The sequence below is a fragment of the Winogradskyella schleiferi genome (assembly GCF_013394655.1).
GTDB classification, from domain to species: Bacteria; Bacteroidota; Bacteroidia; order Flavobacteriales; family Flavobacteriaceae; genus Winogradskyella; species Winogradskyella schleiferi.
In genome coordinates this window covers 4,172,519-4,189,962 of the sequence record NZ_CP053351.1, presented here as the reverse complement: position 1 = coordinate 4,189,962, position 17,444 = coordinate 4,172,519, and the positions used below count along the sequence as shown (strand labels likewise).

Annotated in this window: 18 protein-coding genes and 1 tRNA gene; 10 read left to right on the top strand and 9 right to left on the bottom strand. The window is 34.8% G+C overall.

Annotated features, from left to right (window positions below; all coding sequences use genetic code 11):
• Positions 1–108: 108 nt before the first annotated feature.
• Positions 109–882: a TerB family tellurite resistance protein gene (locus HM990_RS18140; RefSeq protein ID WP_178991124.1), complete on the top strand. Its 774-nt coding sequence runs from the start codon at positions 109–111 to the stop codon at positions 880–882.
• A gap of 76 nt (positions 883–958) precedes the next feature.
• On the opposite strand, the gene HM990_RS18135 is transcribed toward HM990_RS18140, so the two are convergent.
• From HM990_RS18135 to HM990_RS18115, 5 genes are all read right to left on the bottom strand, one after another.
• Complete coding sequence (locus HM990_RS18135; RefSeq protein ID WP_178991122.1) at positions 959–2,119, bottom strand: metal ABC transporter permease; 1,161 nt, start codon at positions 2,117–2,119, stop codon at positions 959–961.
• A complete protein-coding gene (locus tag HM990_RS18130; RefSeq protein ID WP_178991120.1) occupies positions 2,112–3,239 on the bottom strand; it encodes a metal ABC transporter permease in 1,128 nt (375 codons plus the stop codon). The genes HM990_RS18135 and HM990_RS18130 overlap by 8 nt, the downstream gene beginning before the upstream one ends.
• 127 nt (positions 3,240–3,366) lie before the next feature.
• The gene (locus HM990_RS18125) at positions 3,367–4,140 is read right to left on the bottom strand and encodes a metal ABC transporter ATP-binding protein (RefSeq protein ID WP_178991118.1); all 774 of its coding nucleotides are present in this window, start codon (positions 4,138–4,140) and stop codon (positions 3,367–3,369) included.
• 115 nt (positions 4,141–4,255) lie between these two features.
• On the bottom strand, positions 4,256–5,167 hold the full coding sequence (locus tag HM990_RS18120; RefSeq protein WP_178991116.1) for a metal ABC transporter solute-binding protein, Zn/Mn family: 912 nt from the start codon (positions 5,165–5,167) through the stop codon (positions 4,256–4,258).
• Between the two features lie 40 nt (positions 5,168–5,207).
• Entirely contained in the window at positions 5,208–7,460 is a 2,253-nt protein-coding gene (locus tag HM990_RS18115; protein WP_178991104.1) for a TonB-dependent receptor, read from the bottom strand.
• Between the two features lie 97 nt (positions 7,461–7,557).
• Between HM990_RS18115 and HM990_RS18110 the strand changes: the two genes are divergently transcribed.
• Positions 7,558–8,214: a metal-dependent transcriptional regulator gene (locus HM990_RS18110; RefSeq protein WP_178991102.1), complete on the top strand. Its 657-nt coding sequence runs from the start codon at positions 7,558–7,560 to the stop codon at positions 8,212–8,214.
• A gap of 234 nt (positions 8,215–8,448) precedes the next feature.
• On the opposite strand, the gene HM990_RS18105 is transcribed toward HM990_RS18110, so the two are convergent.
• From HM990_RS18105 to HM990_RS18090, 4 genes are all read right to left on the bottom strand, one after another.
• Complete coding sequence (locus HM990_RS18105) at positions 8,449–8,589, bottom strand: FeoB-associated Cys-rich membrane protein (protein ID WP_178991100.1); 141 nt, start codon at positions 8,587–8,589, stop codon at positions 8,449–8,451.
• A gap of 46 nt (positions 8,590–8,635) precedes the next feature.
• Positions 8,636–10,735, bottom strand: a complete 2,100-nt coding sequence (gene feoB, locus HM990_RS18100) for a ferrous iron transport protein B (protein ID WP_178991098.1) — start codon at positions 10,733–10,735, stop codon at positions 8,636–8,638.
• On the bottom strand, positions 10,728–10,961 hold the full coding sequence (locus tag HM990_RS18095; protein WP_178992086.1) for a FeoA family protein: 234 nt from the start codon (positions 10,959–10,961) through the stop codon (positions 10,728–10,730). The genes feoB and HM990_RS18095 overlap by 8 nt, the downstream gene beginning before the upstream one ends.
• Before the next feature lie 92 nt (positions 10,962–11,053).
• Positions 11,054–11,734 (bottom strand): SCO family protein, encoded by a 681-nt coding sequence (locus HM990_RS18090; RefSeq protein ID WP_178991095.1) that lies wholly within the window; start codon positions 11,732–11,734, stop codon positions 11,054–11,056.
• A gap of 84 nt (positions 11,735–11,818) precedes the next feature.
• Here HM990_RS18090 and HM990_RS18085 point away from each other — a divergent pair, with 84 nt between their 5' ends.
• The 8 genes from HM990_RS18085 to HM990_RS18050 all read left to right on the top strand — a co-directional run bounded on the left by HM990_RS18085 (position 11,819) and on the right by HM990_RS18050 (position 17,396).
• Positions 11,819–13,753 (top strand): M1 family aminopeptidase, encoded by a 1,935-nt coding sequence (locus HM990_RS18085; protein WP_178991093.1) that lies wholly within the window; start codon positions 11,819–11,821, stop codon positions 13,751–13,753.
• 91 nt (positions 13,754–13,844) lie between these two features.
• On the top strand, positions 13,845–15,188 hold the full coding sequence (rseP, locus tag HM990_RS18080; RefSeq protein WP_178991091.1) for an RIP metalloprotease RseP: 1,344 nt from the start codon (positions 13,845–13,847) through the stop codon (positions 15,186–15,188).
• Between the two features lie 86 nt (positions 15,189–15,274).
• Positions 15,275–15,348, top strand: a tRNA-Asn gene (locus tag HM990_RS18075).
• Positions 15,349–15,400: 52 nt separating this feature from the next.
• Positions 15,401–15,688 (top strand): GIY-YIG nuclease family protein, encoded by a 288-nt coding sequence (locus tag HM990_RS18070; protein ID WP_178991089.1) that lies wholly within the window; start codon positions 15,401–15,403, stop codon positions 15,686–15,688.
• A gap of 139 nt (positions 15,689–15,827) precedes the next feature.
• A complete protein-coding gene (locus tag HM990_RS18065) occupies positions 15,828–16,115 on the top strand; it encodes a GIY-YIG nuclease family protein (RefSeq protein WP_178991089.1) in 288 nt (95 codons plus the stop codon).
• A 139-nt stretch (positions 16,116–16,254) separates the two neighbouring features.
• The gene (locus tag HM990_RS18060) at positions 16,255–16,542 is read left to right on the top strand and encodes a GIY-YIG nuclease family protein (protein WP_178991089.1); all 288 of its coding nucleotides are present in this window, start codon (positions 16,255–16,257) and stop codon (positions 16,540–16,542) included.
• 139 nt (positions 16,543–16,681) lie between these two features.
• Positions 16,682–16,969, top strand: coding sequence for a GIY-YIG nuclease family protein (locus tag HM990_RS18055; RefSeq protein ID WP_178991089.1), 288 nt, complete (start codon positions 16,682–16,684; stop codon positions 16,967–16,969).
• A 139-nt stretch (positions 16,970–17,108) separates the two neighbouring features.
• Positions 17,109–17,396, top strand: a complete 288-nt coding sequence (locus tag HM990_RS18050) for a GIY-YIG nuclease family protein (protein WP_178991089.1) — start codon at positions 17,109–17,111, stop codon at positions 17,394–17,396.
• Positions 17,397–17,444: the final 48 nt, after the last annotated feature.

The following is a 17,444-nucleotide window of genomic DNA, read 5'->3' as shown; positions in this document are numbered from 1 at the left end:
TGTTTCGTGAATATGGGAATCTAGAATTTTTTTTGGTTTAAAAACAAAATGGCGTCAGAAGTTCATAGTATATTTACAGCTTTATAAAAATAAAAATAAAAATAGAACATGAGTTTTGCAAAATGGATAGGAGGTGCTTTGGGTTGGTCTTTTGGTGGTCCAATAGGTGCTATTATAGGTTTGGCTATCGGTAGTTTTGTCGATAATTTAACAGGTGACGGAACACCGTTGTTAGGTGAACGACAAGCAGGACGACGACAAGATCCTTATCGTCAAAGAAGAACACAGCGACCAAAAACACAGTCTGGTGACTTTGAAGTCAGCTTATTGATTTTAGCTTCAATAGTTATAAAAGCCGATGGCAAACAAGATCAACGCGAATTGGATTTTGTACGTCAGCAATTTGCTAATATGTATGGAAAGGATAGAGCCAATAAGGCTTTTGAGTTGTTTAAGCGTATTAGCAAACAGGATATTTCTACACGTCAGGTTTGTTTGCAGATTAAGCAGATGATGGATCATGCATCACGATTACAATTGTTGCATTTTTTATTCGGAATTGCCAAAGCAGATGGTTTAGTTACTGAAGATGAACTACGACAGATATACACAATCACAGGTTATTTAGGCATTAGCAATAGGGATTACCAAAGCATAAAAGCAATGTTCTACAATAGTAGTGATAATGCCTATAAAATCCTTGAAATCAGTAAATCAGTTTCTGATGATGAGGTCAAAAAAGCATATAGAACAATGGCCAAGAAATACCATCCAGACCGCGTTGGACATTTAGGCAAAGAACACCAAGAAGGTGCTGAAGCTAAGTTTAGACAAGTGCAAGAAGCTTATGAGCATATTCAGAAGGAGCGTGGGTTTAAGTAATGTTTGCAGTCTAAGTTTAAAGTGAAGATCTCAAAATCAAAAATCGTAATTCAAAAATCGTAATTCGTAAATCGGTTCATCCTCTAAACAAAAAGAAATCATCCTTCATGTCTTCAATTTGTGCATCTTCATTGGTAATGATATAGTCGATAGCCTTTGATGTAAATTCATCGCCTTTTTTGGTTAAGGAAACCACTTTGTTTTCAATATGGATCAAATTGTTTTTCTGGGCTAAATCGAGAACAGTTTTAGAACGTACTTTTTGCCAATTGATATGCTCGTTAAGATGGTTGACATGGCGTTCTTCAATTTCATCATGGTTTTTTAAGTGCAGTAAAAAGGTAAGTAAGGAGACTTCGGTTCGCTGTTGCTTTTCTCGGTACATTACCGCAATAATTCCTTTTGATGGTGCAAACAAATAGACTAACAAAAACACCAATCCAAGAACTGTTGTGATCGAGCCAGCAATGGAAGCATCTAACCAATGTGCCATCCAATACCCTAAAATGGCGCTAAAAATACCGAAACCTATAGCAAGTGTCAACATTTTCTTTAAATCAGTGGTCAGTAAATAGGCAGTTGCGGCAGGTGCAATCATTAAGGCAACAACCAAAATTGCGCCAACGGCATCAAAAGCACCAACTGTAGTTACGGAAGACACTGACATTAAACCATAATGAATAATGGCCGGCGAGAATCCTAAGGAAGCGGCCAAGCCTTTATCAAAAGTGCTTACTTTTAATTCTTTAAAAAATAGAATCAAAAGTGTAATGGTAATTAAAAGAATAGTACCAACAACCCAAAGTGATTTTGGGCCAACATCTGTTCCTGCGATTAGTAATCGGTCAAAAGGAGCAAATGCCAATTCGCCTAACAAAACCGCATCAACATCTAAATGGACATCATTGGCATTTTTAGCAATTAGAATCACGCCAATACTAAACAATGCAGGAAATACCAATCCAATGGCAGTATCTTCTTTTACGAGTCCTGTTTTTTGAATGTATTCAACCAGTACAACAGTAATTATGCCTGTGAAAGCTGCCAAAAGAATCAATAAAGGGGAATTTAAATCTTGAGTGATAAAAAAGCCAACAACAATGCCTGGTAAAATAGAATGACTAATCGCATCACTTATCATTGCCATTTTCCTCAGCACCAAAAAAGTCCCAGGAATAGCACATGCAACGGCGACCACACTTGCTATGAGTTGTATTTCTATCTGCGCGCTACTCATCTTCTGTGGATTGTTTGGTGTACAAATTGGCAGCAGTTTCAAAGCCTGTTTTTGTTAAACTCCACATATTGCCATGGAGTTCTACATAGTCTTTATCTACTAATTTTTGAAGCGTAGTTTTGGTATAACCTTGAAAATTATTTAAAAGTTTAATGGCGTGAGGATGTGAAATATCTTCATGTGTTTCTGCTATATGATGCATAAAAGTCAGCGTTTTATGCAATTGTAGATCACGACGATTTTTAATAAATCGAACTTGTTTGAACAACAACCCACGACTTGGAGAAAATAGAAATGAAATTACGACAAAAACCGCAGCCACTAAAACAATAACAGGACCAGTAGATAAATTATTTTGACTTGCACTAATCGCTGTGCCAAAAACACCAGAGAATGCGCCGAAAATAGCAGCTAGCAAAACCATAACAGATAGGCTGTTTGTCCATTGTCTTGCAGCAGCAGCAGGCGCTAAAAGCATAGCACTCATTAATACTACACCAACGGTTTGTAAACCTAAAACGATAGCTAAAACGATAAAACTTGTGATAAGAATATCAATGAATTTAGTGTTGAAACCCAGTGTTTTGGTGTAATCGGCATCAAATAGAAGGATTTTGAATTCTTTCCAGAAGGTAAGCATAACGAGTAAACAAATTCCTGTCACAATGGCCATTAACCAAACATCACTTTCTACTAAAGTTGCTGCTTGCCCGAAGAGATACTTGTCCAAACCCGCTTGGTTGGCATTCGGTTGTTTTTGAATAAAAGTCAATAATAACATTCCAAATCCAAAAAATAAGGAAAGAATTAAGCCTAAAGCCGTATCGGATTTTAGATGGGTTTTAGTAACGATTCCTCTTATCCAAAACGTACCTATTAAACCGCTTACCATTGCGCCAATTAACAGTGTATTACTGTCTTTTGCTCCTGTAATTAAGAATGCGATGGCAATGCCTGGTAATGCGGCATGGGAAATGGCATCGCCTAATAAACTCTGTTTTCTGAGTACAGCGAAACTGCCCAGCATTCCTGTAACTGCACCGAGAATTGCCGTGCCAAGAGTGATGGTTCTTAAGGTGTAGTCTGTGAAGACTAGTTTTATGTATTCTGTTATATCCATAATTCCTGCGTAAGAAGGAATCTCCTACTCATTTTGTACTAATATTATTTTTTTAAATCTGTTCATTTGACAGTTTTATCAGCAGCAGTAAGCATTGCAAATTACTCACTGAACACTGCCAACTTATTTACTCCTGAATGCTAACTTTATAATTAATACCATAGGTCTTGGTTAAGTTATCATCATTAAAGATATCCTTCACTGGCCCTGTGGCGATTTTTTTTACGTTTAAAAAGGTAACCCAATCAAAATATTCTGGTACGGTTTGCAAATCGTGATGTACTACAATGACTGTTTTCCCCGCTTTTCTTAATTCTTTTAATATATTGATAATGGCAATTTCAGTCGTGGCATCTACACCTTGAAAAGGTTCGTCCATAAAGTAGATGGACGCGTTTTGTACTAACGCTCTTGCTAAAAATATACGTTGTTGTTGTCCGCCTGACAGCTGACTTATTTGTCGACTTTTAAACGCTAGCATACCTACTTTTTCTAAAGCTTCAAGCGATGCTTTTTTCTCTTTTTGACCAGGACGTTTTATCCAACCTAAACTTCCGTAAGTTCCCATCATTACCACATCTAAGGCTGTAGTAGGAAAATCCCAATCCACGCTTCCCTTTTGAGGAACATAAGCGACTAGCTGTCTTTGTTTTTCGTAAGGTTTGTCATAGATGGACACGCTACCAGCTATTGGTTTTAAAATGCCTAGAATTGCTTTTATCAGTGTGGATTTGCCAGCACCATTTGGACCAACAATTGCCATAAGTACACTTTCCGGGATTTCTAAATCGATATCCCAAAGTACAGGTTTGTAGTTGTAGGCAACGGTAAGGTCGTCCACTTTCACGGCTATTACTCCTGAAGAAGTAGGCGTCTCTTTCTCTATTGACTTGTTATTCAAATTTAATATATTTTAACACCTGCAAGATTATTAAAAACTTGCAAGAAAAGATGTAACCTATGTTTTACTAATTCACAACTAATCTTAATACCTGTTACTAAGACCAAATACTCACTTAGTACAATGCACTAAAGATTGTTTTAATATTGTAACGATACATCCCAAGATAAGTGCCTTCTAAGGTGCCAGCATCTCCAAGTGCATCAGAGTATAAGGTGCCTCCAATAGCCACATCATGACCTTTGGATTTTACGGCTTCTTGCAAAGCTTCAATAGTTCGCTTAGGGACAGAACTTTCAATAAAGATTGCTTTTACTCTATTTTCTATAATTAGAGTTGCCAACTTTTGAACATCTTGAACGCCTGCTTCGGTAGCTGTCGATAAGCCTTGTAAACCCACAACTTTAAAATCGTAGGCTTGTCCAAAATAATTAAAGGCATCATGCGCTGTAACTAATATTCTTTTTTCAGGTTCAAGAGCGTCAACCACGCTCTGTACATCGTTATTAAGTTTATTTAACTCTGCTAAATAGCGTTTTTCATTAGCTCGGAATATTTCAGCGTTTTCAGGGTTTTTTTCAATTAACACTTGGGTAACCTTTTCTGTAAAATGCTTAAAAAAGCTAATATTAAACCACACATGTGGGTCGTAGTTTGAGGCGAAATAATCAGAACCGATTAATTGATTTTTACTTAGATCATCGGCTAAGGCAATCGGTGTTTTTGTCGAACTTTTCATTTTTTCAAAGACATCAACTAACTTGCCCTCCAAATGTAGACCGTTGTAAAATATAATATCTGCATTGACCAATTTTGTGACGTCGCCTTCACTGGCTTTATATAAATGCGGATCGACACCCGAACCCATTAAACCTTGCACATTTATTGAATCTCCACCAATATTTTTAACCAAATCGGTAATCATGGTAGTTGTAGTAACTACATTTAGTTTTCCGTTTGTTTTCTCCTCATTTTCGCAAGAGGTTAACAGTATAACAAGAATAAAAATGCTTATAACTTTTTTCATGTATCTAAATATTTATTACGAATGTACTAAAAATGAATGATTAATTTAATTTATAACCTAATCCAAAAAATGCTCTTATTCCCTGATTTGGACCATAGACATAAGATGGATCGAAGGTAAGTGCAAAAGGATTATTTTGTGTTGCAACCACATTACCATTGTTATCAAATTCCACATTTTCATCAAATGGATCATCAGCGCGTGCAATAATGAATGGATTTCCTTTATTTGGAGTCCAATTTAATAGGTTTTTAACCCCTCCATATATTTCAAAATTGTTAAAGCCATCAAAAGTAACTTGTATATTTTGAATACTCCATGTTGGCGAGAATTCTCTTCGAGGATCTAATTCTCCCAATAGAGGTAACCGCATTGGTCCGTAGAGGCTTCCTGTATAGTCGAAGGCGAGGTTAGTTGCATAATTTTTATAACTAAAAGACCACACACCCGAAAAACTTTCTGTTAATATTTGTTTTGATTTTACGCCATTTTCAGTTTGGGATATATCTTGGTATGTTGCACCTATAGATCCTGAAATTCCGCTTCCAAAAACCGCATCAATATTAAGACTTAATCCTTTTGATGTCGAATAGCCATCGAGATTGTCATAAATAATTTGATTAGGATTAGTATCATAATCTGGTATAATGGCGTTTGTAAAATAAGTGTACCAAGCCGACGTGTCAAACGTAAAATACATGCTGTTCTTTAAGTAAAACTTTTTGAGGTAATTAAGGTTTACATTGTACGATTGCTCAGGTTCTAAGGTTTCTTCTATAATGACATCTCGAGCACCTGTAAGTGCAGCATGTTCTTCTGTGAATAGATTAACCACTCTAAATCCTGTGCCAGCATTTAATCTGATAATATCTTCGTCGGTAGGTTTATATCTGTATGCAATTCTTGGTGTAAAAATATTTCCATGCCTACAATCATAATCGTATCGGATACCTAATAATAAACTCTGCTTTTTATTAAAGCTTATTTCATCTTGAACAAATATTGAGGGTATGGTTACTTCGTCAGCTTTTAAAGTCGCAGTAGTATTATCGTTATAAAAATTATATCGTAGGGTAGAGCCAAATAGCAAATCATGGTTGTTTATTTTTTTGTCCCAGATTAACTGACCAAAACCAATACGTTGTTGGGCAAGATAAGGAATATTGCCGTATACAGAATTTTGATCATGATCTGAATAAGAGAACTGAAAATCTATTTTCTCTGTGGTTGGTAATTGGTAATTTCCTAAAAGCTCAAAACGCGATGTGTAAATGCTTTCACCATAAACTTCATCTCCACCTCTAAAGTTGTCATTCCATTGTAATTCGCCTCCCCAACGATCTTCATAGAAATAACGACCAGCTAAGGAGAACTTTCTCTTATTTGATCTTTTGAAATCCCATTTCTGAAAAATTGAAATCCGATCTTGAAGTGTTAAGTCCGTAAAGTTATCGTTATTGTTATCGATGAGTTGGTCATATTTAAAGTAATTAGTGCCGACTAAAACAGTAGCTTTTTTACCTACTTTAGATTTAAAACCTGCATCTAAATTAGCCTCTCCCCAACTTGTGGCAAAGCCATCAGCAAAAAAACGTGGTGCGTTTTCTGGCAATTTCGTAATAATATTAATTAATCCACCTACAGCCTCGCTTCCATAAAGCGATGATGCTGGTCCTTTAACAACCTCTATCTGTTCTATGAGGGAATTAGGGATTCCAGACAAACCATAAACGGTTGATAAACCACTGACTATGGGCATACCATCAATAAGTACTAAAGTATATGGGCCTTCTAATCCATTGATATGGATATCTCCAGTATTACAGATATTACAATTGAGTTGCGGACGTACACCGTTAACATTTTGTAAGGCTTCAAAAATGTTTGGAGTTGGATTTTTCTTCAAAAATGTGTTATTGTAAACTTCTACAGGCACAGGACTTTCTAATCTTGATACTGGTTTTAAGGTTCCTGTAATAATAACTTCATTTAGTGCATCGCTTTCATTTAAATGAAAAATGATTTTTAAATCTTTATCTGTAATTGTAACCGTTTTTTTCTTTTTAGTGTAGCCTGTAAAGGATGCCACAATGGAATAGGTTCCTGGCTCTAAATTGCTAATTGAGAATTTACCCTTGTCGTCGGTTATTGCGCCTTTTTTGGTGTTTTCTGCATAAATATTAGCATATGGAAGTGGTATACCTTCGGACAATACCAAACCTTGAACCTTAAAAGATTCTTGTGCAATTGATAATGTGCAACTAAACCAAATAAAAATTTTAAGTAGCTCCATAAATATATTAGTACAAATATAAAATAAAATTTAGGCTAGTCTAAAAATATAATGATAAAATATAACTTTCCCTATATTTGTAAAACAATTTTGAGACATGATTACATTAACTGAGGAGAATTATATAAAGGCCATTTATCATTTAGGAAATAATGGTAAGGAATTGGTAAATACTAATGCCATAGCAGAAGTAATGCGCACTAAAGCCTCTTCAGTTACTGATATGATTAAAAAACTTTCGGAAAAAAACTATGCGGTTTATAAAAAATATCAAGGTGTCAATTTAACTCCAAATGGCAAGCAAATTGCTATAAATATTATAAGAAAGCATAGGCTTTGGGAAGTCTTTTTAGTTGAGAAATTGAATTTTCAATGGGATGAAGTCCATGTTGTTGCCGAACAGTTAGAACATATAAAGTCGGAGAAATTAATCGACCAACTTGATGATTTTTTAGAATTTCCTTCTCACGATCCTCATGGTGACCCTATTCCTGATAAAAATGGAAATTTCAAACACATCGAAAAAATACGTTTGGCTAAAGCCGAAATCGGTGTGGCATATCAATGTGTCGGTGTGGACGATAGCTCGTCAGCATTTTTACAATACTTGGACAGCAATAATATTGGCCTTGGCAAAATAATTACAATTATGCATAAGGAACCATACGATAACTCCGTAAAGATTAAACTCGAAGATTCTAAAATTATGGTATCACAAAGTGTTGCTAAGAATATTTATTTGAAGAAAGTTTAAAGTAATAATGAATTATTTTAACTTTTCTTTTGAATGCTATCTTTTAAAATAAAAACAATAATCATTTCAATACCTAAGAATAGTATGCCATGAATAATAGTTAAGTTAAAAATCGAAATAAAGACAATAACTGAAATTATAAACCCTATACATAGAATTAAACCAATATTAAGTTTTTTGTGAAGGTCTGTGGGTTAGACTTATAGTCGAAAAAATACGCTATTAAGATGACAATTAATGACATCCACAGCCATCGTCTCCTCCACAAGCTTTTGAAGATTTTTTCTTAGGTGACCAAATAAACTTACGTATTAAGAATAGCAAGGCAAGAGCCAATGCTGAAAAAACTAATATGTTTTGAATAATCAGATTCATAATTTTTTTACTGTACAGACCTACTAGATTTTAAAATCTGCGAGCTTTATTTTAAGACTTGAAAAGCCACTAATGCTACAATATACGCAAAAGCACTCATTATTACTAATTGGTAGATGGGCCATTTCCAAGAATTAGTTTCACGTTTAACGATGGCCAGCGTACTCATACATTGCATGGCAAAAGCATAAAACAATAATAATGAAATACCAGAAGCAAAATTAAATAATGGTCCGCCAAGAATGGGGTTGACTTCTCCAGCCATTCTATTTTTAATGGTTTCTTCTTCATCACTTCCAACACTATAAATAGTTGCCAAAGTACCGACAAACACTTCACGAGCTGCGAAAGAACTTACTATGGCGATTCCAATTTTCCAATCGTAACCTAATGGTCTAATAGCGGGTTCAATAGCATGACCAGCAATACCAATAAAGGAATGTTCTAATTTGTGAGATGCTATTTCTTGTTCCAATTCGTCATCACTTAAGTTTTCCGATTCGTATTGTTCTGTAACAATACTTTCGGCATTATTAAATTTATCGCCTGGTCCATAAGATGCCAAAAACCACAGCACAATCGATATCGCTAAAATTATTTTACCAGCACCAAATACGAATGATTTTGTTTTTTCCAGTACGGTCAATGCCACATTTTTGAACATCGGTAATTTGTAGTTGGGCATTTCTACTACAAAAAAGGTCTTACTTTTTATTTTTAATATTTTATTTAAAATCCAAGCGGATCCAACGGCTGCGCCAAAGCCAATGAGATATAATAGCATTAAGGTTAAGGCTTGGTAACTCAGTCCTAAAATTCGTCCTTCGGGAATTACCAATGCGATAATAATAAGATAAACGGGTAATCGAGCAGAACAAGTGGTGAAAGGCGTTACTAAAATTGTAATTAAGCGTTCTTTCCAGCTTTCAATATTACGAGTCGCCATAATTGCAGGTATCGCACAGGCTGTTCCTGAAATTAATGGTACCACACTTTTCCCACTCAATCCAAAGCGTCGCATAATTCGGTCCATTAAAAAGACCACACGACTCATATAGCCACTTTCTTCCAAAATTGAAATAAATAGAAATAAGAACGCAATCTGTGGAATAAAAATAACAATACCACCAAGTCCGGAAATGATACCTTCAGCGAGCAAATTTGTAAATGCACCTTCTGGTAATGTATTTTTGGTCCATTCACTTAAAGATGCAAAAGCACCATCAATAAAATCCATTGGAATACTGGACCAATCGTAAATAGCTTGAAAAATGGTTAATAAAATAACCCCAAAAATGAGATAGCCCCAAACTTTATGGGTTAGAATTCTATCTAATTTTATACGTAAATCTTTTGCGGTATTAAGATCAATGGTTTGCCCTTTGGTAAGGGTTTGGTTAATAAACTGGTAACGCTTTATGGTTTCTTTTTGTTGAAGCCGTTTTAAATCGCCTTTGGATTTGGTTTTGAAATCTTCAACTTTATCAAATGCAGTTCGGTCCGTTTTTCCGAAATTAACATCTTGTGTAATGACCAACCAAAGTTTGTATAATAATTGATTGGGAAATGCTTTTCTAAGGTTATTAAAATAAGCTTCATCTATAGACGAGGCGTCCATACAGGGTTTGGTAGAAAGCTCTTTGTAATGGGTGATCAGTTCTTTAAGTTCATTGATACCACTGTTTTTTCTAGTACTAATTAAGGCAATTTTAGTTTCGAGCTGTTTTTCCAGGTAATCGATATCCAATGAAATGCCTTTGTAAGCCATTCTATCAGACATGTTAATTACCAATATGGTTGGAATTTGTAAATCTTTAATTTGTGTGAATAATAAAAGATTTCGCTTCAAGTTTTCAACGTCACTTACCACAACGGCCACGTCAGGATAGTCCTTATCATTCTTATTGAGAAGCAATTCAATAACTACATTTTCATCTAAAGAGGAGGCATTTAAACTGTAGGTTCCAGGTAAATCAATGATATGAGCTTTAACACCTCGTGGAAGTTTACAAATGCCTTCTTTTTTTTCAACGGTAATGCCAGGATAGTTTCCAACCTTTTGATTTAAACCCGTCAGTGCATTGAATACCGAAGTTTTCCCTGTGTTGGGATTTCCGATTAAAGCAACGTTGATCTGCTTACTCATGTACCGTTTCGATTATAATGTGAATAGCAGTTTCTTTCCTAATCGCCAAATGTGTTCCGTTGATGTTGAGGTACATGGGATCTGCAAATGGCGCAACCTGTACCAGCTGTACAGAATTACCAGGTAAACAGCCCATTTCGAGAAGTTTCAACGGAATATGAATAGAAGACACATCAGTAATAATGCATTTTTGTCCACGTTTTAAGTCTGCTAATGTCAACCTTATCCTTATTTAGATTAATTTTAAAGAAGCAAAAGTAAGAGAAATTTATTAGTGTAAAAAACTACACAATGAATATTTGAGTACTTTAAGTTTTTCTAAGAGCCACCGAAGTATTTTAAGGTTTCAATATCTTCTAAAATACGCTCAATATCTTCTGGTTTTGTTCCATCATAAAATCCTCTGATTTGACGTTTTTTGTCAATGAGCATGAAGTTTTCGGTATGAATCATGTCGTACGCATCGCCATTACCATCTGTTTTTACGGCCAAATAACTTTTTCTAGCGAGTTCATAGATTTGTTTTTTATCGCCTGTTACTAAATTCCATTTCCTATCAATAACCCCTTTTTCTTTGGCATATTTTTTTAATTGCTGGACACTATCAATTTTTGGAGTTACGGAATGTGACAATAACATCACATCATCATCACTAATAATTTCCTTTTGTATCTGAAACATATTGTCGGTCATGATCGGACAAATTGTTTGGCAGGTGGTGAAAAAGAAATCTGCCACATAGATTTTATCTTTATAAGTATCTTGTGTTATGGTTTTACCATTCTGATTGGTTAAACTGAAATCTGCGATTTTATGGTATTTTAATTGGTGTTGAATAGTGCTATCTACCAACTCTTCGCTTACCATAGCGGGTTGATAAATAGGAAGTGGTTGTTTCACGTTTAGCACATTATAAATTATGGCCAAGATGATAATAGAAAGAACAGAGAAAAAAATCCCGAAGTTTTTATAGCCTTTAAAAAATGAAAGAAATGACATTATGTAGGTGTAAATGAAAGTTGAGCGGCAAAAATACGACTGAATCTCAATAAAAGCCTTATTTTTAACATTAAAATGACCGCTATGAAACGAACTATTACTTCTGTAATATTACTTATAACGCTACAAATAAATGCTCAAGATTATAATGAAACATTAAACGCTATCCGAGCTTCTGAAGCTACCACAGCTTTGCGACAAATGATGAATAGTCAAAATCAGAATACGGGTAATTATGATGTTAAATATCATCGTTTGGAATTAAATGTAAATCCATCTTTTGCGCAAATTTCTGGAGATGTCACAACCTATTTTGAAGCTAAAGAAGCCATGACAGACATTACTTTTGACCTGGCTGATAACATGACAGTTTCTCAAGTTTTGCAACGTGGAAATAGCTTAAGTTTTACTCAAAATTCAGATGATGAACTGGTGGTCACTTTACCTATGGCCCAAGCACAAGGCGTTTTAGATTCTTTAACAGTCAGTTATTCTGGTAATCCTGTGAGTTCCGGTTTTGGATCCTTTGAGCAAACCACCCATAATGGCGATCCCATAATTTGGACGCTGTCCGAACCTTATGGTGCTAAAGGTTGGTGGCCTTGTAAACAAGATTTAGTTGATAAAATTGATTCTATAGATGTGTATCTTAAAACACCAGTATTTAATCCTACAAATGAAACTTACGTGGCAGTTTCAAATGGTTTGGAAATGAGTCAAACAGTTGACGGTTCTGATAAAATTACGCATTTCAAACATGGTCATCCCATACCTGCTTATCTAATTGCTATTGCAGTCACAAACTATGAGGTGTATTCTCATGAAGTTCCTAATAACGGAACACCGTTTGATATTGTGAATTATGTTTATCCTGAAGATTTAACAAGTGCTCAAGCTAGTACAGGTGTTACTGTGGACATTATGAATATTTTTACAGATTTATTTGAAGAATATCCTTTTTCAGACGAAAAATATGGTCATGCCCAATTTGGTTGGGGAGGTGGTATGGAACATACTACCGTTTCTTTTATGGGTTCTTTCAATAGAAATTTAATTGCACACGAACTTGCCCATCAATGGTTTGGTAATAAAGTAACCTGTGGCAGTTGGAAAGATATTTGGTTAAACGAAGGCTTTGCAACTTATTTATCCGGATTGGTTATTGAAGATTTGGATGGAGAAAACAGTTTTAAGACTTGGAGGCAACAACGTGTTAACAATATTACATCGCAACCAAGTGGTGCCGTATATCTTTCGGATCAAGATACCACAAGTGTGAACCGAATTTTTAGTGGTCGTTTGAGTTATAATAAAGGGGCTATGGTTTTACATATGCTAAGAAAAAAACTTGGAGATACCGATTTTTACCAAGGTTTACAAGATTATTTGGCAACACCTGAGTTAGCTTTCGATTATGCCAAAACACAAGATTTTAACAATGTTATGGAATTATCTACAGGTGAAAACTTAGATGAATTTTTTGATGATTGGATCTATAATGAAGGTTATCCGAGTTACGCTGTTAATTGGAATCAAAATGGAAATCAATTGCAACTTGTGGTTTCGCAAACCCAAAGTCATCCGTCCGTTTCGTTTTTTGAAGCCGGTGTGCCCATTAGAATTGTGGGAACCTTGGGCGAAACATTGGATGTGAATTTAGACCATACAGTGAATAATGAACAATTTTTTGAAACCGTAAATTTTACGGCTCAAGAGGTATTGTTTGATCCAGATTACCATTTAATTTCAAAAGACAATTCAGTAATACTAAGTAATTCTGAGTTTGTTTTTAATGATGACATTAGTATATATCCTAATCCAACATCATCTGTAATTAACATTGAAAAACCCGAACTTGTAACTATTGAAAATATAAAGGTTTATAATAGTTTGGGTCAATTGTTACTGCTGTCTAGTTGGACACCTCAGATCGATTTAAAGGCTTTGTCTTCAGGCTTGTTGTTTATAAAATTTCAAACCGAAGACGGGATAATTAATAAACGGATTATAAAAAATTAACGTAAAACCGTTTTCAATATATTGGCATTTATTTTAGAATTCGTTTGAGATAAAAACCGTACTTTTGCAAATCGAAATTTGAAAAAATGACATGGAATTTATAATAAAAATATCCCAATTCTTACTCAGTTTATCCTTGCTTATTGTCTTGCACGAGCTAGGACATTTTATACCAGCCAAACTATTTAAAACTAAAGTTGAAAAATTTTACCTCTTTTTTGATGTGAAATTTTCACTTTTTAAGAAGAAAATAGGCGATACGGTGTATGGCATAGGATGGTTACCACTTGGAGGTTATGTGAAAATTGCTGGAATGATTGATGAAAGCATGGACAAGGAACAAATGGCACAGCCACCACAACCATGGGAATTTCGTTCTAAACCTGCTTGGCAAAGATTGATTATTATGCTTGGTGGCGTCACAGTTAACTTTATTTTGGCATATGTAATTTATGTAGCTGTTTCTTTTGCTTATGGCGATTCTGATGTTAAGGTTGACAGTTTAAAGGATGGATATTGGATTGATAATCCTGCGTTGCTAGATTTTGGTTTTAAAACAGGAGATAAGGTTTTAGCTGTAAACGATATACCAGTTGTAAATGATTCTGATATTGGTTTTAATCTTATCAGTGCAGAAACTATAACAATTAATAGAGAAGGTGAAAAGAAGGTCATTGATTTGCCTGAAGATTTTCTAGGACAATTTTCATCTAGTAAAAGCAAACGTAATTTTGAATATCGTATTCCTTTTATGGTCGGAGAAGTGGCAGACACATCTTCAAATGCCAAGAAGGGTTTAAAACAAGGAGATATTATTCAAAGTATTAATGGTAAAGAATTAAAATATTTCGATCAGCTTGATTCGGTTACACAAGGTTTAGAAGATACTACAGTATCTGTTGAGGTTTTGAGAGAAGACAATTCAATAGTGAATAAAGAATTAAACTTAAATTCCGAAGGTAAATTTGGAATATTACCTTATAACAATCCTTCTCGATTTGAAGAATTAGGCTATTACGATATTTTTAGAAAGGAATATTCTTTTGGAGAAAGCTTTGCAGCTGGAGGCCGTAAATTCACGAAAACAATTACCAATTATTTTGATCAGCTAAAAGCCATTTTTAGTCCTAGCACAGGAGCTTATAAAGGCTTAGGAGGCTTTAAGGCTATTTACGATCAATTTTCGCCAGTATGGAGTTGGCCTTATTTTTGGGGATTAACAGCATTTTTATCTATTATGTTAGCCATCCTTAATTTGTTGCCAATACCTGCGTTAGACGGTGGGCACGTCATGTTTTTATTGTATGAGATGATATCTGGTCGTAAACCAAGTGAAAAGTTTTTAGAGCGTGCACAAATCGTTGGTTTCTTTATATTAATCGCTTTAGTATTGTTTGCTAATGGTAATGACGTTTTTAAAGCCGTTACGAATTAAAATTTTTAACAAAAAAAATAATATTTCATTTTGTGGTAATAGAAAAAATGATTTATATTTGCATCCGCTAACGCGAAAAATAACCTTCCTCTTTAGCTCAGTTGGTTAGAGCATCTGACTGTTAATCAGAGGGTCCTTAGTTCGAGCCTAAGAAGAGGAGCAAACAAAGCCATTACGAAAGTAGTGGCTTTTTTGTATTATATTTATAAATCATGAACCATTGCTGTTACATTCTATATTCAGAAAAACTATCACGATATTATGTTGGGTATAGTTCTGATTTGGAAGTTCGATTAGTATTTCACGAAAATTCAGAATCACGAAAATTTACTCACAACGCCAAAGATTGGCAACTCTATTATAAAATTGATTGTACGAGTAAGACACAAGGGAAAGCAATTGAGGCCCATATTAAAAGAATGAAAAGCAAAACCTATATTGAGAATCTTTTAAAGCATCCTGAGATTACAGCCAAACTGCTGGAGAAATATAATGAGTGATACCAACAGTAAAAAAAGGTTAGAGCATCTGACTGTTAAACTGAGTCCCGAAAGCTTTCGGGATTAGTTCGAGCCTAAGAAGAGGAGCAAACAAAGCCATTACGAAAGTAGTGGCTTTTTTGTGTTATATTTATAAATCATGAACCATTGCTGTTACATTCTATATTCAGAAAAACTATCACGATATTATGTTGGGTATAGTTCTGATTTGGAAGTTCGATTAGTATTTCACGAAAATTCAGAATCACGAAAATTTACTCACAACGCCAAAGATTGGCAACTCTATTATAAAATTGATTGTACGAGTAAGACACAAGGGAAAGCAATTGAGGCCCATATTAAAAGAATGAAAAGCAAAACCTATATTGAGAATCTTTTAAAGCATCCTGAGATTACAGCCAAACTGCTAGAGAAATATAATGAGTGATACCAACAGTAAAAAAAGGTTAGAGCATCTGACTGTTAAACTGAGTCCCGAAAGCTTTCGGGATTAGTTCGAGCCTAAGAAGAGGAGCAAACAAAGCCATTACGAAAGTAGTGGCTTTTTTGTATTATATTTATAAATCATGAACCATTGCTGTTACATTCTATATTCAGAAAAACTATCACGATATTATGTTGGGTATAGTTCTGATTTGGAAGTTCGATTAGTATTTCACGAAAATTCAGAATCACGAAAATTTACTCACAACGCCAAAGATTGGCAACTCTATTATAAAATTGATTGTACGAGTAAGACACAAGGGAAAGCAATTGAGGCCCATATTAAAAGAATGAAAAGCAAAACCTATATTGAGAATCTTTTAAAGCATCCTGAGATTACAGCCAAACTGCTGGAGAAATATAATGAGTGATACCAACAGTAAAAAAAGGTTAGAGCATCTGACTGTTAAACTGAGTCCCGAAAGCTTTCGGGATTAGTTCGAGCCTAAGAAGAGGAGCAAACAAAGCCATTACGAAAGTAGTGGCTTTTTTGTGTTATATTTATAAATCATGAACCATTGCTGTTACATTCTATATTCAGAAAAACTATCACGATATTATGTTGGGTATAGTTCTGATTTGGAAGTTCGATTAGTATTTCACGAAAATTCAGAATCACGAAAATTTACTCACAACGCCAAAGATTGGCAACTCTATTATAAAATTGATTGTACGAGTAAGACACAAGGGAAAGCAATTGAGGCCCATATTAAAAGAATGAAAAGCAAAACCTATATTGAGAATCTTTTAAAGCATCCTGAGATTACAGCCAAACTGCTAGAGAAATATAATGAGTGATACCAACAGTAAAAAAAGGTTAGAGCATCTGACTGTTAAACTGAGTCCCGAAAGCTTTCGGGATTAGTTCGAGCCTAAGAAGAGGAGCAAACAAAGCCATTACGAAAGTAGTGGCTTTTTTGTATTATATTTATAAATCATGAACCATTGCTGTTACATTCTATATTCAGAAAAACTATCACGATATTATGTTGGGTATAGTTCTGATTTGGAAGTTCGATTAGTATTTCACGAAAATTCAGAATCACGAAAATTTACTCACAACGCCAAAGATTGGCAACTCTATTATAAAATTGATTGTACGAGTAAGACACAAGGGAAAGCAATTGAGGCCCATATTAAAAGAATGAAAAGCAAAACCTATATTGAGAATCTTTTAAAGCATCCTGAGATTACAGCCAAACTGCTGGAGAAATATAATGAGTGATACCAACAGTAAAAAAAGGTTAGAGCATCTGACTGTTAAACTGAGTCC